The 20404-nt window shown below is 64.1% G+C and carries 18 protein-coding genes and 1 tRNA gene; 13 read left to right on the top strand and 6 right to left on the bottom strand.

The window, feature by feature from the left end:
- The 5 genes from NFJ07_RS03190 to NFJ07_RS03210 form a co-directional block, all read right to left on the bottom strand.
- Positions 1–1017, bottom strand: a complete 1017-nt coding sequence (locus NFJ07_RS03190) for a M4 family metallopeptidase (protein ID WP_269992667.1) — start codon at positions 1015–1017, stop codon at positions 1–3.
- Positions 1018–1204: 187 nt separating this feature from the next.
- Positions 1205–1277, bottom strand: a tRNA-Arg gene (locus NFJ07_RS03195).
- An 87-nt stretch (positions 1278–1364) separates the two neighbouring features.
- Positions 1365–2885: an FAD-dependent oxidoreductase gene (locus NFJ07_RS03200; RefSeq protein WP_269992456.1), complete on the bottom strand. Its 1521-nt coding sequence runs from the start codon at positions 2883–2885 to the stop codon at positions 1365–1367.
- Entirely contained in the window at positions 2882–3754 is an 873-nt protein-coding gene (locus NFJ07_RS03205; protein ID WP_269992458.1) for an FAD:protein FMN transferase, read from the bottom strand. Before NFJ07_RS03205 ends, NFJ07_RS03200 begins: the two co-directional genes overlap by 4 nt.
- A gap of 4 nt (positions 3755–3758) precedes the next feature.
- Positions 3759–4178, bottom strand: coding sequence for an FMN-binding protein (locus tag NFJ07_RS03210; RefSeq protein ID WP_269992459.1), 420 nt, complete (start codon positions 4176–4178; stop codon positions 3759–3761).
- Positions 4179–4412: 234 nt separating this feature from the next.
- Here NFJ07_RS03210 and argS point away from each other — a divergent pair, with 234 nt between their 5' ends.
- The 10 genes from argS (at position 4413) to NFJ07_RS03260 (ending at position 17189) form a co-directional block, all read left to right on the top strand.
- The gene (gene argS / locus NFJ07_RS03215; protein ID WP_269992461.1) at positions 4413–6062 is read left to right on the top strand and encodes an arginine--tRNA ligase; all 1650 of its coding nucleotides are present in this window, start codon (positions 4413–4415) and stop codon (positions 6060–6062) included.
- Between the two features lie 6 nt (positions 6063–6068).
- Positions 6069–7550 (top strand): diaminopimelate decarboxylase, encoded by a 1482-nt coding sequence (gene lysA / locus NFJ07_RS03220; protein WP_269992462.1) that lies wholly within the window; start codon positions 6069–6071, stop codon positions 7548–7550.
- Positions 7543–8859, top strand: coding sequence for a homoserine dehydrogenase (locus NFJ07_RS03225; RefSeq protein WP_269992463.1), 1317 nt, complete (start codon positions 7543–7545; stop codon positions 8857–8859). Before lysA ends, NFJ07_RS03225 begins: the two co-directional genes overlap by 8 nt.
- Entirely contained in the window at positions 8860–9966 is a 1107-nt protein-coding gene (gene thrC, locus NFJ07_RS03230; RefSeq protein ID WP_269992464.1) for a threonine synthase, read from the top strand. It abuts the gene before it with no gap.
- A 2-nt stretch (positions 9967–9968) separates the two neighbouring features.
- Positions 9969–10943 (top strand): homoserine kinase, encoded by a 975-nt coding sequence (gene thrB / locus NFJ07_RS03235; RefSeq protein ID WP_269992466.1) that lies wholly within the window; start codon positions 9969–9971, stop codon positions 10941–10943.
- Positions 10944–11244: 301 nt separating this feature from the next.
- Positions 11245–13431 carry a transcription termination factor Rho gene (gene rho / locus NFJ07_RS03240; RefSeq protein ID WP_269992468.1) on the top strand — a complete coding sequence of 729 codons (2187 nt, stop codon included), beginning with the start codon at positions 11245–11247 and terminating at the stop codon, positions 13429–13431.
- A 162-nt stretch (positions 13432–13593) separates the two neighbouring features.
- Positions 13594–14667 (top strand): peptide chain release factor 1, encoded by a 1074-nt coding sequence (prfA, locus tag NFJ07_RS03245; protein ID WP_269992470.1) that lies wholly within the window; start codon positions 13594–13596, stop codon positions 14665–14667.
- Between the two features lie 18 nt (positions 14668–14685).
- On the top strand, positions 14686–15558 hold the full coding sequence (prmC, locus tag NFJ07_RS03250; RefSeq protein ID WP_269992471.1) for a peptide chain release factor N(5)-glutamine methyltransferase: 873 nt from the start codon (positions 14686–14688) through the stop codon (positions 15556–15558).
- Between the two features lie 12 nt (positions 15559–15570).
- Complete coding sequence (locus NFJ07_RS03255; protein WP_269992472.1) at positions 15571–16383, top strand: L-threonylcarbamoyladenylate synthase; 813 nt, start codon at positions 15571–15573, stop codon at positions 16381–16383.
- Positions 16380–17189 carry a WecB/TagA/CpsF family glycosyltransferase gene (locus NFJ07_RS03260; RefSeq protein ID WP_269992474.1) on the top strand — a complete coding sequence of 270 codons (810 nt, stop codon included), beginning with the start codon at positions 16380–16382 and terminating at the stop codon, positions 17187–17189. The genes NFJ07_RS03255 and NFJ07_RS03260 overlap by 4 nt, the downstream gene beginning before the upstream one ends.
- Here NFJ07_RS03260 and NFJ07_RS03265 read toward each other — a convergent pair.
- Positions 17186–18082: a glycosyltransferase gene (locus NFJ07_RS03265; protein ID WP_269992475.1), complete on the bottom strand. Its 897-nt coding sequence runs from the start codon at positions 18080–18082 to the stop codon at positions 17186–17188. The genes NFJ07_RS03260 and NFJ07_RS03265 overlap by 4 nt on opposite strands.
- 213 nt (positions 18083–18295) lie before the next feature.
- Between NFJ07_RS03265 and NFJ07_RS03270 the strand changes: the two genes are divergently transcribed.
- From NFJ07_RS03270 to NFJ07_RS03280, 3 genes are all read left to right on the top strand, one after another.
- Positions 18296–19405 (top strand): MraY family glycosyltransferase, encoded by a 1110-nt coding sequence (locus NFJ07_RS03270; protein WP_269992476.1) that lies wholly within the window; start codon positions 18296–18298, stop codon positions 19403–19405.
- Positions 19406–19533: 128 nt separating this feature from the next.
- The gene (locus NFJ07_RS03275) at positions 19534–20022 is read left to right on the top strand and encodes a hypothetical protein (RefSeq protein ID WP_269992478.1); all 489 of its coding nucleotides are present in this window, start codon (positions 19534–19536) and stop codon (positions 20020–20022) included.
- Complete coding sequence (locus NFJ07_RS03280; RefSeq protein ID WP_269992480.1) at positions 20009–20347, top strand: AtpZ/AtpI family protein; 339 nt, start codon at positions 20009–20011, stop codon at positions 20345–20347. The genes NFJ07_RS03275 and NFJ07_RS03280 overlap by 14 nt, the downstream gene beginning before the upstream one ends.
- The last annotated feature ends 57 nt before the right edge of the window (positions 20348–20404 follow it).

A 20404-nucleotide genomic window follows, 5' to 3' on the forward strand; every position in this document is an offset into this window, starting at 1 on the left:
CTAGAGCTTTACCTTCACAGTTTCCCATGCCTTATGGACTGCGTCATGCTCGTTTGAACCGGCGCCAAAGAGTTCCTCTGCCGACGCCATTGTGGCCTTCGCAAAGCGTCCGAAGGTGCAAGTGGCAGGCAGTGAGCCGCTGGTCAGCGTGTTGTACCAGATCTGTCCCGGCGCTTCCCAGGCATTGCCACCCAGCTCCAAGGCAACAAGGGAGAACGCCCGGTTGGGGATGCCTGAGTTGATGTGGACACCGCCGTTGTCCGCGGTGGTGCGGACGTACTTGTCCATGGAGTCCGGTTGCGGATCCTTGCCGAGCACGTCGTCGTCATACGCGCTCCCCGGTGCTTTCATGGAACGGAGCGCAGTGCCTTGGACGGCGTCGGTGAACAAGCCCTCGCCGATCAGCCAGCTGGCCTCGGCAGCAGATTGCTTTTTGGCATACTGCTCCACCAGCGCCCCGAAAACATCCGACATGGATTCGTTGAGGGCTCCGGCCTGGTTCCGGTAGGCGAGGGCTGCCGTGTATTGGGTAACGCCGTGGGCGAGCTCGTGCCCTATCACGCTGAGTGACTTCGTGAACCTCTGGAAGATCTCGCCGTCGCCGTCGCCGAAGACCATTTGGCTGCCGTTCCAGAAAGCATTGTCGTACAGCTGGCCGTAATGGACAGTGGCATCGAGTTTCAACCCGGCGCCGTCGATCGAATTCCGGCTGAACGCGCCTGCATAAAGCGCGTGGGTTTCGCCGAGGCCGTCGTAGGCTTCATCGGCGGCTGCGTCGCCCGTCGCCGGACCTTTCTCCTTGCGGACGAGCTTGCCGGGCAAGGCTTCGGTGGAGCTGGCGTCGAAGACGGTCCGCTTGGGCAGGCCGGGCTTCGCTTGGCGTGCCGTGGGCACTGGGACCGGCACGGGAAGCGCGCGGACCGCTTGGAAGTTCTTGATGTGGAGCAGGGATTCCTTGGCGGCGCGTGCGATCACCCGAAGGCGGGGCTCGTGCTGGGTGGCCAGCTTTCGCAGCATGTAGGGCGGAATGATGGAACAGATCACGGCGAACCCTTTCGTACCTGTTGGACGGGTACGAACAGCTTAGGAGTGGGCACAGACTTTTTAGCCGGCCCGGTGCGGCATGTCCGGGATCTGCCAAAGCGAGGCCTCCAGGCAAAAGAAAAACCCCGCCAGTTCCTTGAACTGGCGGGGTTTTCTGTTGTGCCCTCGATAGGATTCGAACCTACGGCCTTCTGCTCCGGAGGCAGACGCTCTATCCCCTGAGCTACGAGGGCATCCGGGGCTCCCGTCCGTTGCCGGAGGGACGTCCACGAGCTTAGCAGGTCACCGCGCCGCAATGGAAAACGGGCGGCGGCGAGCCGTCAGTAGCCCGCGAAAGCGTCCACGTGGATTCGTCGGGCTCCGGCATGGCGGGCGGCAGAGCGAAGGGTGTCCACGTTTGCCGGGGACCCGGAGACGTACACGTCCCGCTCGGCGACATCGGGGATGAGTTCGCGCAGGGAGCCGCCATCGATGCGGCTCCGCCCGGCGTCGTGCATGAACGACGGCGGTGCGGAACCGTCCGAAAGGCGGGCGATGACCCGTGCGCCGGAGGCCGCCAGCACATCGCTCCCGGCAAGTTCCGCCGCGCTCGGGGCGAGATACAACACCACGATGTCCCTTCGCGCTGAGTCGCCGGACGCCAGCTGGGAAAGGAACGGGGCAATCCCGATTCCCGCCGCGATGAGCAGCACCGGTTTGCCGGCGTCGGGCGGTAAGACAAAGTCGCCGCCCACCGCGGTTCCACGGACGCACTCTCCAGGCTCAAGCGCGAGCAACACGCGCTTGGCGGCCGAGATTGGTTCCGCCGTGCCGACGCCGAATGTCATCTCGCGCGAGTCCGGGGCGCTGGTGATGCTGAAGACCCGTCGCCGTCCTTTCCCGTCCGAGCGCGAGTGCGGAAGGTTGATTTCCATGAACTGCCCGGGAAGGAAACGAACTGGCCGTCGTGGCTCAAAGCGGAATTCGGTAGTGAAGGGCGTCAGGGGACGCGAACCCTTGAACGTCAGCATGATCCCGCCCCGCTGTCCCACGAGGAACGCGAGCAGGTTCCCGATGAGCAGCGCGAGTTCCGGCGAATTGGCGACGACGCCGAGGTTGTAGGGCACCGCAAACAACAACGCCACGACGACGGCCAGCGCCACTTGCTGCCAACGGCGGGGAGGCAGGGTGAGGGGCTCGGTGAGCATGAAGCCGACGAAAAACAGAAGCGGCTGCTGCGCGATCGGCTGCCACAGGGCTGGCCCGAAGCTCATCCCGCCGCGCAGGAGTACGGCGCACACCACGGTCACCGCCACCACGAGGAAAGTGCAGGCCATGAGCACCTTCAGAGTCCGGTACAGCACCAGCAGCACGCCGGGGACCAGGAGCCACAGCATGGCCGGGGTCGCTGCCCACCACGTCGCGATGTTCAAACCGGTGAGGCCGGCGATGAAGGCGCCCGCCGCGGCGGGATTGAAAATGTGCCGTCCGCGGAAGGCCAACACGTATTTGGATGCCGATGCCAGGACACATGCAACGGCAACCCCGGCGAGATCGAGGATCTGAACCGAGGGAATCAGCTCAGTGGGCCAGAACAGGAAGTACGACAGAAGGCCCGTGATGAGCGAGGACTCCGAATGCGGCTGGACTTTGAAGAGCATGGCCACGAGCCGGTTGGATGCGTACGTCAGACCCAGGCACAGCACAAGGTGGACCAGCATTTCAGGCAGCCCGAAGCTCAGCCAGCCCAAGGCGTTCAACGCCATGCTGTACACCGCGAGCACGGCAAGGACCCAAAGGATCAGCCGGTACATCGTGAAATGGCCGAGCCACGCATCCACACGCGCTTTGATGGCAATCATGAGAACAGTGTCCCTTCGAAGCCGGCCGAATAGGCGGCATGTCCGTCCGAGTAAACCTTGAGCCAGGAGAAATCGAATTCTCCCTCGAGCACCGTCGGATCCACCATGAAGAGCGCCGTGGCCAGGGCATCGGCTTCCATTGCGGTGGCAGCCATGGTCCACGTGGCCACCACAGTCTCTATGGGACGCCCGGTAGCGCCGTCGAGGACATGATGCAGGCCGTCGCCCCACGCTCGCCGGTTGGCTGCGGAAGCGCACAGCGCACCGTTGTGGAGTTCGACGACGCCGATCGCCTGGCTGGGGTCGTAAGGGTGTTCGAGGGCCACGCCCAGTGGTTCCGCCGCGGAATGGAGCATGTCGCCGCTGGCATCGACAAGGAACTCGGTGATTCCGGCCCCGCGCAGGACCGCGGCCAGAAGGTCCACCAATTGACCCTTCCCGGCAGCGCCGATGTCCAGGACAACTGGAGCGGAAGCGGAGATGGCCGTGCCCCTCCATACGAGGACATCTTCCCAACGCGGTGCCGGCACCGGATCGCCGAGGGGCCGCAAGGCATAGTCCGCCCCGTAGCCCAGGCGCTCGAGACTGCCGCCGACGAGCGGTGTCATGGCGCCGTTACTGAGGCGGTACAGCTTCCGGAAGAGCTGTTCCAGCTCGCCTGCCGAGGCCGGGAGGGTGACGGTGCCCGGTTCACGGGCGAGCGCTGCAACCAGGGAGTCGTTCCGGAAGCGCGAGTAGCTCCGGTCATAGTCCTCAACGACGCCCAGCAAGCTGAGGCGCACCCCGTCCGGGAGTTCCTCCGGCGTCGAGATTTCCCACCTGGTCCCGATACCGTCGAAGCTGAAATCGCTCCAGCCCGTGTGCGTCATGCCCCTATTTGGCCTCGGACTTGATGGTTTCCACGGCCTTGTTGAATCCTTCGCTGGTCAGGGAGGAGCCAGCTACTTTCGAGACGTTGATCTCGTCCAGTTTCTTGCCGACGACCTGCGCGGCGATGCCGTTCTTGAACTGTCCCTGGAACTCCTTGGTGTTCGGGTTGTTGGCATGGACGGTGATGTCCACGGCGGAAATAGTGTCACCGGCCAAAGTCAACTGGACGCCCACGGTTTCACCGCCGTTGGGCGAAAAGTAGTCGCCGTCCGCACTGTAGGTACCGTCCTTGTACGGGCCGGAAACTGTGGAGGTCTTTTGCGGGGTGCTGCCTTGGGCCGAAGGGGCGCAAGCTGCCACCGAACTGGCCAAGGAGAGGCCTGCGGCGCCCACCAGAAGGCTCTTGCGGAGTGGCGTAGTCATGGTTCTGCTCGTTTCAACTGGACTCGTTTCAACTGGACGAGAAAGTGGTCAATGCAATTTGGTCTGGGCCGTGGGCCGATCACACGTTTGACGTTGATTTCAGCCTATCGGTTCAGTCTGGGAGCTCTACTGGCCGAAGCTGGGCGTCGGCTGGGTGCGCGCTGGTGCCCGCGTGTGCGCATTGCTAAGCATAAGAATTCCACCAGTTGCAAGCCCCACCGGTAGGCTAGACGGGTGACTCCCGAAGAACTCTCCGCCGCCATATCCGCCTGCCTGAAAGACGCTGTCGCCGCCGGCGAGCTTGCGCTTTCCGAATCTGCCCTCCCCGAGGACGTGCGCGTGGAGCGACCCAAGAACCGGGAGCACGGCGACTGGGCCACCAACATCGCCTTGCAGCTTGCCAAGCATGCCGGGACCAACCCGCGTGAATTCGCCACGATCCTGAGCAAGCGACTGGAAGCGATCGACGGCGTCACCGCCGTGGACATCGCGGGCCCGGGCTTCCTCAACATCACCGTGGATGCAGCCGCCGCCGGCGCGTTGGCCAAGGTCATCGTCGAGGCGGGAACCTCCTACGGAACCAACGAGGCGCTCGCAGGCCATGTGGTCAACATGGAATTCGTCTCGGCCAACCCCACGGGACCGCTGCACATCGGCCACACGCGTTGGGCCGCTTTGGGCGATTCCATTGCCCGCGTTCTCCGTGCCTCCGGTGCGGACGTCACTGCGGAGTACTACATCAACGACGCCGGCTCGCAGATGAACGTTTTTGCGAACTCGGTACTGTCCCGCCTGCACGGACGCGGCGTTCCGGAGGGCGGCTACCCCGGTGAGTACATCCGGGAGCTCGGCGACGAGGTCCTCAACGCCCATCCGGCAATCCGCGAGTTGACCGACGAGGCGGCACTGCCGGTGATCCGTTCCGCGGCCTACCAGGCCCAGATGAAGGACATCAAGGACACCCTGGCCGAGTTCGGCGTGGCTTTCGATGTCTTCTTCTCCGAGCAGGAACTGCACGACGGCGGTGCGATCGAATCCGCCGTTGCCCGCCTGCGGGAGCAGGGCCACGTGTTCGACGACGGCGGGGCAGTCTGGCTGCGCACCACGGACTTCGGCGATGACAAGGACCGCGTGATGATCCGTGCCAACGGCGAGCCCACGTATTTCGCCGCTGACGCCGCCTATTACCTGTCGAAGAAGGACCGCGGCTTCACGGAGAAGATCTACCTGCTCGGGGCCGACCACCACGGCTACATCAACCGGCTCAAGGCCATTGCCGCCTGCGCGGGCGACGACCCCGAGGTCAACATCGAGGTCCTGATCGGACAGCTGGTCTCCGTCAACGGCGCCAAGTTGTCCAAGCGTGCGGGCAACATCATCGAGCTCAAGGACCTTATCGAGTGGCTCGGGAAGGACGCGGTGCGTTACTCGCTGGCGCGCTTCCCTGCCGATTCGCCGCTGACATTGGATCCGGAACTGCTGAAGAAGAACAGCAACGAAAACCCGGTGTTCTACGTGCAGTACGCGCACGCCCGTTCCCGCGGAACAGCACGCAACGCGATCGAGGCCGGCGTGGACCACAGCGCTTTCGACGCGTCCCTGCTGGACCACGCAACCGAGAACGAGCTGCTGTCCTACCTTGGCAGCTACCCGTCCATCGTGGCCAAGGCCGCGGAACTCCGCGAACCGCATCGGGTGGCCCGCCACCTCGAGGTCATCGCCGGCGCCTACCACCGCTGGTACGACGCTTGCCGCGTTTCGCCGCTGGGCGACGAAGCTGTGCAGGATGTCAACCGCACACGGCTGTGGCTCAATGACGCCACAAGCCAGGTGCTGGCAAACGGACTTGAACTCCTTGGCGTTTCAGCTCCGGAACGGATGTGATCCGGCATGAAGCACAGCACTAACAGCAGCAATGCAGCCTCACCCCTTGCCCCCGGATGGCTTGCGGTGCCGGAGGACGTGAACGCGCTTCACTCGCCGATGTGGGCCGAAGGTGTCCAGAGGAACGACGACGGCGGACTCGCCATTGATGGGGTTCCCGTCAGCGAGCTCAAGGCGCAGTTCGGCACCCCGCTGTTCGTCATGAGCGAAGGCGATTTCCGTGCCCGCGCACGCTCCTTCAAGGATGCCTTCGACGCAGCCTTCGAGGACATCTGCGGGGGAGTGGACGTCTACTACGCCGGAAAGTCCTTCTTGTGCACTGCCGTGGCCAGCTGGGTGGCTGAGGAAGGCCTGCGCCTGGACACCTGCTCAGGGGGCGAACTCGCCGTCGCGGCCCGCGCCGGCATCGATGGCGCCAATTTGGGGCTGCACGGCAACAACAAGTCCGATGCCGAGATCAACCGGGCACTGGACATGAAGCTCGGCCGCATCGTGGTGGACAGCCTCGATGAGCTTGAGCGGGTTGCCAAGATTGCCTCCGGTCGCGGCGAGACGGCGAAGGTGATGCTGCGGCTGACCCCCGGCGTCCACGCCCACACCCACGAATTCATCGCCACGGCCCACGAGGACCAAAAATTCGGTCTCTCCATGGCCGGGGATTCCACGGAGTCAGCTGGCCTCTCGGCCGCCGAAGAAGCCGTTGCTGCGGCCACCTCCTACTCCAATGTGGAACTCCTGGGCCTGCATTGCCACATCGGTTCCCAGATCTTCGAGCCTGACGGCTTCGCCCTCGCAGCCGAAAAGCTGTTGGGATTCCTCGCCGCGATGCAGGCGAAGTACTCCATCGCCTTGCCGGAACTGGACCTGGGCGGTGGCTACGGCATTGCCTACACGCCGGCGGACACCCCCCGCCCGCCGGCCGAAATCGCGCGGGCGATGGCCGCCGTCGTACGCTCCAAGTGCGCTGAGCTGGGCATCACCCCGCCGCGCATTTCGATCGAACCGGGCCGCGCGATCGTCGGCACCAGCACTTTCACCTTGTACGAGGTGGGGACGCTGAAAACTGTTCGCGTGGATGCGCCCGCGGATGCGGACGGCAAGGAAAACGTTACGTTCCCGCGCCGCTATGTGTCGGTGGACGGTGGCATGAGCGACAACGCCCGTCCGGTGCTGTATGACGCGGATTATTCGGCCATTCTCGCCTCGCGGGCCTCGGACGCTGCCCCGCAACTGTCCCGAGTAGTGGGCAAACATTGCGAGAGCGGCGACATAGTTGTTAGAGATGTATATCTGCCCGAAGACGTGGCAGCCGGTGATCTGCTCGCTGTACCGGGAACCGGCGCTTACTGCTGGGCCCTCTCAAGCAACTACAACTATCTGGCCAGGCCTGGCGTTGTCGCTGTGCGCAATGGATCCGCCCGGCTGATCGTCCGCGGGGAAACCGAAGAAGATCTCTTGAACCGCGACATGGGAGTGGCGAATGTCTGAAGTGCGAACCCTGAAGGTGGCCCTGCTGGGCTGTGGCAACGTGGGAGCCCAGGTAGCGCGGATTCTCCTTGACGACGCCGACGCCCTTGCGGCCCGCACCGGTGCACGCTTGCAGCTGTCCGGCATCGCTGTGCGCAACATTGATTCAGAGCGCGACGTCGAACTGCCGCGCGAACTGTTCACCACTGACGCCGACACCCTGGTCAAGGACGCCGACCTGGTGATCGAGCTCATGGGCGGCATCGAGCCGGCCCGTTCGCTCATCCTGACCGCCATGCAGAATGGCGCCTGCGTCGTGACCGGCAACAAGGCGCTCCTGGCACAGGATGGCCCCACGCTCTACGAAGAGGCCGACAAAGCCGGCGTCCAGCTGTCCTATGAGGCGGCCGTCGCCGGCGCCATTCCGATCCTGCGCCCCATCCGCGACAGCCTCTCCGGCGACCGCATCACGCGGGTCCTGGGCATCGTGAACGGCACCACCAACTTCATCCTCGACCAAATGGACAGCACGGGTGCACAGTTCGCCGACGCGCTGGCCGAGGCCCAGCGGCTCGGATACGCGGAAGCCGACCCGACCGCCGACGTCGAAGGCCATGACGCCGCGGCCAAGGCCGCTATTCTCGCGTCGTTGTCCTTCCACACGCGCTTCGCCCTCGAAGACGTCTACTGCGAAGGCATCACCAAGGTCAGCGCAGCTGACATTGCCGCCGCGAAGGAAGCGGGCTTCGTTATCAAGCTGCTCGCCATCGCGGAGAAGATCAACAACGCAAACGGCGAAGGCGGCATTTCAGTCCGCGTCCACCCGACCCTCCTGCCTCGCGAACACCCGCTTGCAGCTGTTCGCGGTGCGTTCAACGCAGTCTTCATCGAGGCCGAGAATGCCGGCCAGCTGATGTTCTACGGCCAGGGCGCCGGCGGAACCCCGACGGCGTCTGCCGTCCTGGGCGACCTCGTCTCGGCGGCCCGCCGGGTGGTGCTTGGTGGTCCCGGTCGTACCGAGACCACCACCGGCTACGTGCCCGCGCTGTCGATCGATGCCTCGACCACGAGCTACTACATCGGCCTCGACGTTGCAGACCAGGCCGGCGTGCTGGCCCGGATTACCCACATCTTTGCGGAGCACGGCGTATCGATTGAAATCATGCGCCAGACGATCCACCGCGATGCCGCCTCGAAGGTTGAGTCGGCCGAGCTGAAGATCGTCACCCACCGCGCATCCGAAGCCGCACTCGCGGCAACCGTCGAGGCCGTCAAGGGCCTGGACGTCATCAATTCCGTAACATCCGTCCTGCGGGTAGAAGGGGTCTAAGTGGCTCACCAATGGCGCGGAGTAATCCGCGAATACGCTGATCGTTTGCCTGTAACGGAAGCCACGAAGGTCATTACCCTCGGCGAGGGCGGAACCCCGCTCGTTCACGCGCAGAAGCTCTCCGAACTCACCGGATCCACTGTGTACTTGAAGGTGGAGGGCATGAACCCCACCGGATCCTTCAAGGACCGCGGCATGACGATGGCCATGACGGCGGCTGTCGAAGCTGGCGCCAAGGCCGTTGTCTGCGCCTCCACGGGCAACACCTCGGCCTCCGCCGCCGCCTACGCCACGGCCGCCGGGCTGAAGTGTGCCGTGCTGGTCCCCGAAGGCAAGATCTCCATGGGCAAGCTGAGCCAGGCGATCGCGCACGGCGCCACGCTCCTGCAGGTGGACGGCAACTTCGACAACTGCCTGGACATCGCCCGCAAGCTTGGTGACTCCTACCCGGTGTTCCTCGTGAACTCCGTCAACCCGGCGCGTATCCAGGGCCAGAAGACCGGTGCCTTCGAAATCGTCGACGCCCTCGGAGACGCTCCTGACATCCACGTCCTGCCGGTGGGCAACGCGGGCAACATCAGCGCGTACTGGAAGGGCTACAAGGAGTATTCCGCGCCCTTCGAGTCCGCAACTGCCGGCACCCTTCCCGCCGTCTCCACCAAGACGCCGGCCATGTGGGGATTCCAGGCAGCAGGCGCGGCCCCGTTCGTGGCAGGCCACCCGATCACTGAACCGGACACGATCGCCACTGCTATCCGCATCGGCAACCCGGCGTCCTGGGACACGGCCATCGCGGCACGTGATGAATCCGGCGGCTTCATCGAAGCCGTAACCGACGAGGAAATCCTCGATGCCCACCGCTGGCTCTCCGCCAAGGAAGGCGTCTTCGTCGAACCCGGTTCCGCTGCAGGCGTTGCCGGCCTCATCAAGAAGCACGCCGCAGGCGAGGTTCCCACCGGCAAGACGATCGTCATCACCGTCACCGGACACGGACTCAAAGACCCGCAGTGGGCCCTCCGCACCGAAGACGGCAGCGAGGTCCAGCCGGTCAAGGTACCGAACGACGTCGTGACCGTGGCATCCGAACTGGGACTGGAAGAAAACTAAGAGTGGAAACCACGCAGCCCACCGCGACCGGTCTCAAGCTTGTCGCGGCAGGCCAGCAGCTGACCGTCAGGGTCCCGGGTACCAGCGCCAACCTTGGCCCCGGCTATGACAGCCTCGGCCTGGCATTGTCGATCTACGACACGCTGACCGTCGAAACACTCACCACCGGAGAGCTTGAGTTCGAGCTCTCCGGTGAGGGAGCCGACACCCTCCCGCGCGATGCCAGCCACCTCGTTGTGCGTGCCCTCAACACGGCCTTGGAGCGCCTCGGCTTCCGGCACAGCGGCCTCAAGATCACCGCGGACAACGTCAACCCGCACGGCCGCGGACTTGGCTCCTCGGCCTCGGCAGTGGTTGCGGCCGTTACCGCTGCCAACGCACTGGTGCCCGAATCCGAGCAGCGTGACCGCGAGTGGATCCTGCAACTCACGAGCGAGATGGAAGGGCACCCGGACAACGTCGCACCCGCGATTTTCGGCGGACTGGCCCTGTCATGGCAGGACAGCGAGCAGTACAGCAGCACCCGCGCGGAAGTGGTCCCGTCGGTCATCCCGATCGTCGCAGTGCCTGACTACGAACTGTCCACGGAAACTGCCCGTGGTTTGCTGCCGGCTTCCATCGGCCACCACGCAGCAGCCATGAACTCAGGACGCGCGGCGCTCCTGATCCACGCCTTGACGGCCGAGCCCCGTTTCCTGCTTCCCGGAACCGAGGATTACCTGCACCAGAGCTACCGCGCAGAGGCAATGCGGCCAAGTGCGGCGCTGATCAAGGCATTGCGGTCTTCAGGCCATGCAGCTGTCGTTTCGGGAGCAGGACCCACAGTTTTGGCATTGGCCAACGGCGTGGACGAAGCCGAGGCGATTGCCGAATTGATTACCTCGTTCACTGCGGACAACACTCCGGACGTTGCTTGGCGCGTGATGACACTGGCAGTGGACGTTGAAGGTGCTAGAGTGGACTTGCACCGGCGGTAGAACCGCGGGCAGTTCCCTGACATTGGATCCCGGCTTAACGCCGTTCCCGTCTCCTACTGTGTCGAAGTCTGCCGGTGTCGTCTCCTTATCGGCCTGTCGCAGGTGCCACAGAACCCTTTCTGTTACCCGAGCCGTCAGCCCGCGCCCCGCCCGCCGGAGCATCGAAGACGTATTAGTATCCGGCCCTGCTGAAACTAAACCGGCAAGACCGAAATCACGGCTGCAGATCTGAACTGCAGTCCAGAACAAATCATCGCGTCCAGCTCTAGGTCTGGACGCCGTCGAGGGGGAAGGATCCTTCGTGACAGAAACCACTGAGCTGGCTTCAGCTGTGGACACCACATCTTCTGCAGCTGAATCAACGGCCGCAACCGCTAAGAGCAGCGGCCTTGCAGGCCTCAAGCTCGCGCAGCTCCAGGCTCTCGCCAGTCAGCTGGGCATTTCGGGCGGATCCCGGATGCGCAAGGGGGACTTGGTCTCGGCTATCTCGGCCCACCGTGCCGGTGCAACCACCAGCAAGGCTCCTACCGGGGCCAAAGCCGTGGCAGCAAAAGCCGCGCCTGCAGCCCCGGAAGCTGAGACCGCTGCCGCACCTGCCGTAGCATCCACCGAAGCTCCTGCGCAGGACGGCACCCGGGCACGTGGCCGTGGCCGAAGCCGCCGGGCCACCAGCGACGGCGTTGTTGCCGCTCCAGCCGCCACGGAGACCGCGGAAGCTCCCGCCGTCGCTGCCGAGGCTCCTGCCGCTCCTGCCGCTCCCGTCGCCGAAGCAAGCGAGGCCGCCGGCGAACGCCGCCAGCCGCGCACGCGGAACCGTCGTCGTGGCGAGGCCGCTCCTGCGGAGACCGGTGAAGCCGGCGAGACCCGCGCTGCCGAGCAGCCCCAGACTGAACTGCCCCGCGTAGAACAGCGTCAAGCCGAGCAGCGTCAGCCCGAGCAGCGTCAGGCGGAACAGCGTCAGCCCGAGCAGCGTCAGGCGGAACAGCGTCAGCCCGAGCAGCGTCAGGCGGAACAGCGTCAGCCCGAGCAGCGTCAGGCACAGCCGCGCCAGGGCGAGCAGGCTTCGGTCGAAGCCGGCGAACCCGGACAGCGCGAACGCCGTGACAACACCCGTACGCGTCGCGAAGATACGAACGACGGCGATGACATGGGCAACCGCCGCAATCGTCGAAACCGCCGCGACCGCAACGATCGTCCGGGTCCGCAGGACAACCGTGACAACCGCGATGGAAACACCCGTAGCGACCGCTTCCGCGACCGCAACGAACGCCGTCGTGGCCGTGGCCAGGGTCCGGACGTCGACGACGTCGAGGTCACCGAGGACGACGTCCTGCTGCCGGTTGCCGGCATCCTGGACGTACTGGAGAACTACGCGTTCATCCGCACCTCGGGTTATCTGCCCGGTGCCAACGATGTGTACGTGTCCCTCGCCCAGGTCAAGAAATACAACCTGCGCAAGGGTGACGCCGTCGTCGGCGCAATTCGCGCTCCGCGTGACGGCGAGGACCGCAACCAGCAGTCCGCGCGCCAGAAGTTCAACGCGCTCGTCCGCGTCACGTCAGTCAACGGCAAGACGCCCGAAGAGCTCAAGGACCGCGTCGAATTCGCCAAGCTCGTCCCGCTGTACCCGTCCGAGCGCCTGCGCCTCGAAACGGATCCCAAGAAGATCGGCCCGCGCGTCATCGACCTCGTGGCCCCGATCGGCAAGGGCCAGCGCGGACTGATCGTCTCCCCGCCCAAGGCCGGCAAGACGCTCATCCTGCAGTCCATCGCCAATGCGATCACCACCAACAACCCTGAGGTCCACCTCATGATGGTGCTGGTTGACGAACGTCCCGAAGAAGTCACGGACATGCAGCGCACCGTCAAGGGTGAGGTCATTGCCTCCACCTTCGACCGTCCCGCCGATGACCACACCACGGTTGCCGAGCTTTCCATCGAACGCGCCAAGCGCCTCGTGGAAATGGGCATGGACGTGGTGGTCCTCCTGGACTCCATGACCCGCCTGGGCCGCGCCTACAACCTGGCAGCACCGGCCTCCGGCCGCATCCTGTCCGGTGGCGTCGACTCTGCTGCGCTCTACCCGCCGAAGCGCTTCTTCGGTGCTGCGCGCAACATCGAAAACGGTGGCTCGCTCACCATCCTGGCAACCGCGCTCGTGGAGACCGGTTCCAAGATGGACGAAGTCATCTTCGAAGAGTTCAAGGGCACGGGCAACATGGAGCTCCGCCTGTCCCGCCAGCTGGCGGACAAGCGCATCTTCCCGGCCGTGGACGTCAACGCTTCGGGTACCCGTCGCGAAGAGAACCTGCTTTCGGCTGAAGAAGTCAAGATCATGTGGAAGCTGCGCCGCGTCCTGTCCGGACTCGAGACCCAGCAGAGCCTTGAACTCCTGACCAACAAGATCCGGGAGACCGGGAGCAACGTCGAGTTCCTCATGCAGGTACAGAAGACGACTCTTGGAGCCAAGTCGGATAACGACAAGTAGCTGTTTTAGGGGCGGGCGCCGGTTCGTTCGTGCGGTTGGTGCCGCGCGGATGTTCCGCCCCCGCCCTTTGGCGTTGCAACACGGGGTCACTTACGGCCCATCCGGGCCCTCGGCATGGGCCGTAAGTGACCCCGCGTTGCAGTTATCGAAAGAGGTTTAGAAATGTTTGAGTCCGTACAGGGATTGCTCGATGAGCATGCTGCTATCCAGGCGCAGTTGAGCGATCCTGCTGTTTATGCCGACCAGGCTTTGGCCCGCAAGTTGGGACGGCGGTCTGCCCAGTTGCAGGGCATCGTGGAGGCGTACAACCGTTGGCACGGGCTCATGGACGATCTTGAAGCGGCCAAGGAAATGGCTGCTGAGGACGCCGAATTTGCTGCTGAGGTGGGCGATATCGAAGCTCAGCTTCCGGCAGCGCAGGAGAAATTGCGCCGGTTGTTGATCCCGCGCGATCCTGACGACGCCCGTAACGTCATTCTTGAGGTCAAGGGCGGCGAAGGCGGAGACGAAGCTGCGCTCTTCGCCGGAGACCTGCTGCGCATGTACATGCGTTATGCGGAGTCGCGCGGCTGGAAGACCGAGCTCATCTCGGCCACGGAATCGGATCTGGGCGGATACAAGGACGTCCAGATGGCCGTCAAGGGCAACTCGAACGATCCCGCAGAAGGCGTCTATGCCCGCTTGAAGTTCGAAGGCGGCGTGCACCGCGTCCAGCGTGTTCCCGTCACCGAGTCGCAGGGCCGCATCCACACTTCGGCGGCCGGTGTACTGGTGCTGCCGGAAGTGGATGAGCCCGAAGAACTCGAAATCAACCAGAACGACCTCAAGATCGACGTCTACAGGTCCTCAGGTCCCGGCGGCCAGTCCGTCAACACCACGGACTCGGCAGTCCGCATTACCCACCTTCCCACGGGCATCGTGGTGGCCATGCAGAACGAAAAATCCCAGCTCCAGAACCGCGAAGCCGGCATGCGCGTCCTCCGTGCCCGTATCCTGGCCCACCAGCAGGAGCAGATCGACGCCGAGAACTCGGCCCAGCGCAAGTCGCAGATCCGCACCATGGACCGTTCGGAGCGCATCCGTACGTACAACTTCCCGGAAAACCGGATTGCCGACCACCGTACCGGCTACAAGGCCTACAACCTCGACGCCGTCATGAACGGTGACCTGGAACCGGTCATCCAATCGGCCATCGAAATGGATGAACAGTCCCGCCTGGATGCCCTCGGCGAGTAACACCCTGCAAGGATTTTCATGACGTTCTTTCCGGGCCAGAGCCTCGCCGACGCCGTCCGCGAGGCAACAATCATCCTGTCCGACGCCGGAGTCCCCACTCCGCGCGTGGACGCGGAACTCCTCGCGGAACATCTCCTAGGTGTCGGCCTCGGGCGCCTGCGCGCCATGCTGCTTGGCGATTCCGCCGCCCCTGAAGGCTACGCGGACTTGGTGGCCGAGCGCGCACAGCGCGTTCCGCTCCAGCACATTACCGGCGTCGCGCACTTCCGCTACCTCACGCTTGCCGTGGGCCCGGGCGTGTTCATTCCGCGGCCCGAGACGGAATCCGTGGTCCAACTGGTCATCGACCACCTCCAGGGACTCCAGCACCCCAAAGTGGTCGATCTTGGCACCGGCTCCGGAGCTATCGCAGCTTCGATTGCCCACGAAGTGCCCGGGGCCGAGGTCCACGCCGTCGAATTCAGCACGTTCGCCCATGCCTGGGCCACCAAGAACCTGAAGCCACTCGGCGTGAAGCTCGTGCAAGGCGACCTCCGCAATGCCTTGCCCGAACACGACGGAACTTTCGACGTCGTCGTTTCCAATCCGCCCTACATCCCGGCTGAAGCAATTCCGAACGAACCAGAAGTGGCACTGCACGATCCGCCCGAGGCCCTGTATGGCGGGGGAGCGGACGGAATGGAGCTTCCGACGGCGGCTGCCGCCTCCGCTGCCCGGCTCCTCAAGGGCGGCGGCTTCTTCGTGATGGAGCACGCCGAGGTGCAGGCAGGGTGGATTTCCGAACACCTGAAGGCTGCCGGCTGCTGGACGCAAGTCACCACCCACCTCGATCTCAACGGCAAGGAACGTGCCACGAGCGCATTGTTGGCAATCGCTGCCTCCGGGAAATGAAAGAATAGCGCTGTGACCACAAGCTACAACTGCACGTCAGAGGAACAACGCGCCGAAGGCCTGGAGCATGCGCAGCGCGCCATCAACGAGAAAAAGTGTGTCGTCATGCCGACGGACACCGTCTACGGCATTGCCGCCGACGCGTTCTCACCGCAGGCCGTGACCATGCTGCTTGTCTCCAAAGGCCGCGGCCGCCATATGCCGCCGCCGGTGCTGATCCCGCGGCTCAATGCGCTGGACGGGCTGGCAACCGATGTCTCGGAAGAAGCCCGTAAGCTGGCAGACGCCTTCTGGCCCGGCGGCCTGACGCTGATCTTCCATGCCCAGCCGTCCTTGGATTGGGACCTGGGAGAGACCCGCGGAACCGTGGCCCTGCGGATGCCCGACGACGAAATTGCGCTTGAACTGCTCAACCGCACCGGTCCGCTGGCTGTGTCCTCGGCTAATCGCACCGGTCAAGCGGCCGCGCAGACAGCCGCCGAGGCGAGGACCCAGCTTGCCGAATCGGTCGAGGTCTACCTTGAGGGCGGGTTCCGGCCCGTCGAGGGAACCGAGTCCGTAGCATCCACGATTGTTGACGCCACCACCCTGCCACTCCGTGTGGTCCGCGAGGGTGCCATTTCGCTGGAACGCCTCCTTGAGGTTGTTCCCGGAGTGCTGGCCCTCGGAGAATCCGCGCCGGAGCCGCCGACGGAGACTGAAACGGTGCCGGAGACGGCCGCAGAACCGGAAACGGCCCCGGGGGAGCATGTTGAGACCCCCGTCGCCGGCGAGGCTGCTGTTCACACGGAGACTGCTGTTCCCGCGGAGACCAGGGCCGAATGAGCCTTGTCCGGGATCGTGTTCCCCTTCTGGACGTAGACGTCACCGCCTTGTGCGCCGACGAACTTATCGAGGCCATCAGCGGGTACGTTTCGGACGGCACCACCAAGGTTGTCCTCGGACATAATCTGCACAGCGTCACGTTGTTTCATTCGAGCCCGGACTTCCGCCGTCTCTACGAACGCAGCGATGTGGTGCTCATGGATGGTGCGCCTGTCGCCATGCTCTGGGGACTTGGACGCCGCGGAGGTCCACGGGACGAGGGCGCGGGGTTGATGGAATACCGTTTGGGTTCTACTGACTGGGTACCGGCGCTCGGCGGCGTCGAAGGACTACGCCGGATCGCCGTCGTCGGGGCTGGCCCCGAGGCCAACAACAAGACGGTGGAACGCCTCCGCGAAATCGTGCCCGGCGCTGAGGTCTCCGGGCGGCCCGGTGAGAATTGGAACGATGCCAGCGAAGAGGCCGCCGTTGCTTGGCTGGCCGAATTCCGTCCACAGCTGGTGCTTCTTGGCCTTGGAATGCCCCTGCAGGAATCGGTCCTGCACCGACGCCTGGACGAGCTTCCACCTGCCGTCTACTGCACAGTCGGCGGGGCAATCGAGCAGCTCGCGGGCCTCCAGAAGCTCGCTCCACGCTGGCTGGGCCGGCTCGGGCTCGAATGGGCCTGGCGACTCGTCCTGCATCCGGGACGCGTCGCATACCGGGTCTTCGTCGAGCCGTGGGTGCTGCTGGGGCTGCTGGTCCGCCGTCGGCTCTCCAGCAACAACAGCACGCTGATTCGAAGTCGGGCCCAGCGGGGCCGTTAGAACTTCTGGTCCTCCAGCGGACCGAAGCCCTTGTTCCGCAAACCGGCGGAGAATGCCCGGAACCACTCGGCGAGCCCGCGGAAGTCACCACGGGGGAGGAAGTAGCCCAAGTAGCCTCCGACGTCGGCCACCATCGACTTGGGGCGGCGGTAGCGGCGGATCAAATAGCCCCGGTTGCGGTAGTAGAAGTAGCGCTTGAACGCTGAATCCGGCACGATCACGTGCCAGCGCGCGCCGAAGACGTGCTTCGTCTCGGAAAACGCATGCGGGTGGGTGATCCACGCCGTCGCGACAGTACCGAAGCGTATCCCCGCTTTCCTGAGTCGGATCATGAAGTCCACCTCATCACCCCGGATGAACAGCCGGATATCCGGCACTCCCACTTTGAAGAAGACACTGGAACGGATGAGCGCCCCGTTGAAGAAGTGCCCGACGTCGGGCAGGAACCCCGCCTTCTCGACTTCGGCGCGGTCGTGGGTCACCTTGCCGTCTATCCGGAAGAAGAAGGAGAGCTTGTCCGGGTGGCCGGGGGCCACGACGAGCGGGACGACGGCATCCAGTCCGCGGGCCTCCGCCTCGCGAACCAGGGTTTCGAGACATGCGGGATCCCCGGGTTCGGCGTCGTCGTCCATGATCCAGACCCATTCGGCTCCGCTGGCCACCGCCTTGAGGATCGCCAGGGCGAAGCCGCCCGCCCCGCCCAGATTCGCCTCTGAGCGGACATAGTCCACCTTTGAATGGTTTGACGCAAGCTCCCGCGAAGGCGTGGTTCCGCTGTCCACGAGGCAAATGGTGTCCACGGGCAAGGACTGTTTGTTGATAGCGTCGAGCAGGACTGCTAGCTCTCCGGGGCGGTCAAAGGTCACAGCCGCTACGGCAACGGAGACAGTCATGTAGGGTTCCTTCCGGGCAGTTGCGGGGAGGGTCCTCCCGGCTCGCCCTAGGGGCGCGTGAAACGGAGCAAAGCAGCCGTTGCCGCTAGTATCTTGACAGAGTCCAACTGTAGTACAGCAATATTCGGCGGTGCGCAGAGGTGCTGCAGGTGTTGTGCCGGCAGCTAGTCGCCAGGGACAAAATCCACCACCACCGCCAACAGGAGCCGCCACGTGATCATGTATTCGCTCATGATGCTCACGGCTGCCGTCGTGTCGTATCTCGCTACGTGGGTAGCCCGCCAGATGGGTAACAAACTTCGGCTTTTTGCCCCCATCCGAAGTCGGGATATGCATTCAGTCCCGATTTCCAGGCTCGGTGGCCTGGGACTCTTCGCGGGCTTCGCCGTGGCCCTCGTGGTAGCCAGCAATTCGTTCTTCGTGAAGGACATCTTCCACGGGAACGGTGCGCCGTGGGGGATCCTGGCAGGTGCCCTTGTGATCGTCGCCGTGGGTGTTGCCGACGACGTGATGGACATCCGCTGGTGGGTCAAGCTGATCGGCCAATGTACGGCCGCTACGATCGTTGCGGTCTGGGGCGTGCAGATGTCCGTGGTTCCCTTCGTTCCGGAGCCCATACGGATTGAGGCCGAACCGCTCCGGATCGTCCTGACCGCCCTCGCCATTGTGACCACCATGAACGCCGTCAATTTCATCGATGGCCTCGACGGCCTGGCAGCAGGCGTTGCCGCTATTGGCGGGGTTGCGTTCTTCCTGACGGCGTATTGGGTGCACCGCAACGCAACGCTCACGGACCGCTCGGACTTGGCGGCGCTGCTGATGGCCATCATCGTGGGCTGTTGCATCGGATTCCTGCCGCACAACTGGTTCCCGGCCAAAATCTTCATGGGCGATTCCGGCGCCATGCTTTTGGGCCTCGTGATGGCCTCGGCCGGTGTAGTGTCTACGGGCCAGATCAGTTCGGGGCTTTACGACCGCGCCAATGGTATTCCGACCATCGTGCCCATCCTGCTGCCGTTCGCGATTCTCTCGCTACCGCTGCTGGACCTCGGCCTGGCGGTGTTGCGCCGTACGGCACGTGGCCAATCGCCCTGGTCGGCGGACCGCGGACACTTGCACCACAAGCTCATCGAGCTCGGCCACACCCACCGCACAGCGGTGCTCATGATGTACGTGTGGACCTGCATTCTGGCGTTCGGAGGCCTGGCGTTTGCCATCTTCCCTTGGCAGATGGTCCTCACGGTAGACGTCGTGGCCGCGCTGATCATGGCCGGAGTGACAGCCTGGCCGTACTTTGCCCGAAAAGGGCGCGCCGCCCAGTAGACGGTGTGTGACAAGGGCGTTAACATCACAGTTCTATCTCATGTAGAATTCTAGGGCGGACAGTCACTCGCCCGCGCACCCACCCTTTTTGAGACTTTGGCAATTTTGCCACGACGATTGGCATCCCCATGACCTCCAACGCCGGCGGACAGCAGTCCGACTCGAGCGGCGTTGCTGCCCCCCGCTCCACCTCCTCGCTGTGGCTGAGGCTTCTTTTCCTCAGCTCGACGACGGCGGTGGCCGCTCTCGCCGCAACATCGGTTGTTGCGGCGGTCATGAACGGTGGCGTAGGAGTCCTTTCTGCCGCATTCGGCGGGGCACTGGTGATGGCCTTTTTTGCCATCAGCCTATTGATCGGCCATTTTGTCGGCCGGGATAATCCCTCCGGCGCGGTCGGCCTTTTTGTTGCCAGCTACTTTGTCAAGGTCGTTGGCTTCGCGGTGGTGCTGTTCGTCTTGGGCGCCCCCGCATGGCTGCACGGACGCTGGTTCGTGATTGGCGCCGTCGTCGCGGTTGTCTCGTGGCAAGCCGCCGAAATCTACGGCTTCAGCAAAGCCCGGCTCCAGATCTACAACGACCCCGCAGCAGGCAAAGGAGGGGACGATGTTCACTCCTAAGAACAAGCGACGCTCCGCCACGCCCAATGTCGCAAAACCCGGCGATTCCACTGAGCCAGCGAGCGACGGAGGCGACGGCGGATACAACGCCGGCATTGCCGTCTTTAGCTACATTATTGGCGGAATCATAGTCTGGAGTTTGATAGGCTGGGGTCTGGATAATCTGTGGGGGACTCGCTGGATTGTGCTCGTTGGCGCTCTGCTCGGAGCCGCAGGGGGATTCTATCTTTCCCACATGCATGGCCTCACCAGTCAGCGCTCGTCCTCCGGTGAGAGCAAAGCAGACAGTGGTCCGTCCCAGGACGGGAACAGTAATGCCAAATAATTTCACACGGGAAATGGCTGCAAGAAACGCGGCCGGATCCTCAACAACGCCCAATGA

Origin of the sequence: Arthrobacter sp. B2a2-09 (assembly GCF_027587375.1) — a bacterium.
Lineage (GTDB): Bacteria > Actinomycetota > Actinomycetes > Actinomycetales > Micrococcaceae > Arthrobacter.

Coding starts and splice junctions, on each gene's coding strand:
- NFJ07_RS03190 (WP_269992667.1), bottom strand. CDS start 1,017: ATGCTGCGAAAGCTGGCCACCCAGCACGAGCCCCGCCTTCGGGTGATC.
- NFJ07_RS03200 (WP_269992456.1), bottom strand. CDS start 2,885: ATGATTGCCATCAAAGCGCGTGTGGATGCGTGGCTCGGCCATTTCACG.
- NFJ07_RS03205 (WP_269992458.1), bottom strand. CDS start 3,754: ATGACGCACACGGGCTGGAGCGATTTCAGCTTCGACGGTATCGGGACC.
- NFJ07_RS03210 (WP_269992459.1), bottom strand. CDS start 4,178: ATGACTACGCCACTCCGCAAGAGCCTTCTGGTGGGCGCCGCAGGCCTC.
- lysA (WP_269992462.1), top strand. CDS start 6,069: ATGAAGCACAGCACTAACAGCAGCAATGCAGCCTCACCCCTTGCCCCC.
- NFJ07_RS03225 (WP_269992463.1), top strand. CDS start 7,543: ATGTCTGAAGTGCGAACCCTGAAGGTGGCCCTGCTGGGCTGTGGCAAC.
- prfA (WP_269992470.1), top strand. CDS start 13,594: ATGTTTGAGTCCGTACAGGGATTGCTCGATGAGCATGCTGCTATCCAG.
- prmC (WP_269992471.1), top strand. CDS start 14,686: ATGACGTTCTTTCCGGGCCAGAGCCTCGCCGACGCCGTCCGCGAGGCA.
- NFJ07_RS03260 (WP_269992474.1), top strand. CDS start 16,380: ATGAGCCTTGTCCGGGATCGTGTTCCCCTTCTGGACGTAGACGTCACC.
- NFJ07_RS03265 (WP_269992475.1), bottom strand. CDS start 18,082: ATGACTGTCTCCGTTGCCGTAGCGGCTGTGACCTTTGACCGCCCCGGA.
- NFJ07_RS03275 (WP_269992478.1), top strand. CDS start 19,534: ATGACCTCCAACGCCGGCGGACAGCAGTCCGACTCGAGCGGCGTTGCT.
- NFJ07_RS03280 (WP_269992480.1), top strand. CDS start 20,009: ATGTTCACTCCTAAGAACAAGCGACGCTCCGCCACGCCCAATGTCGCA.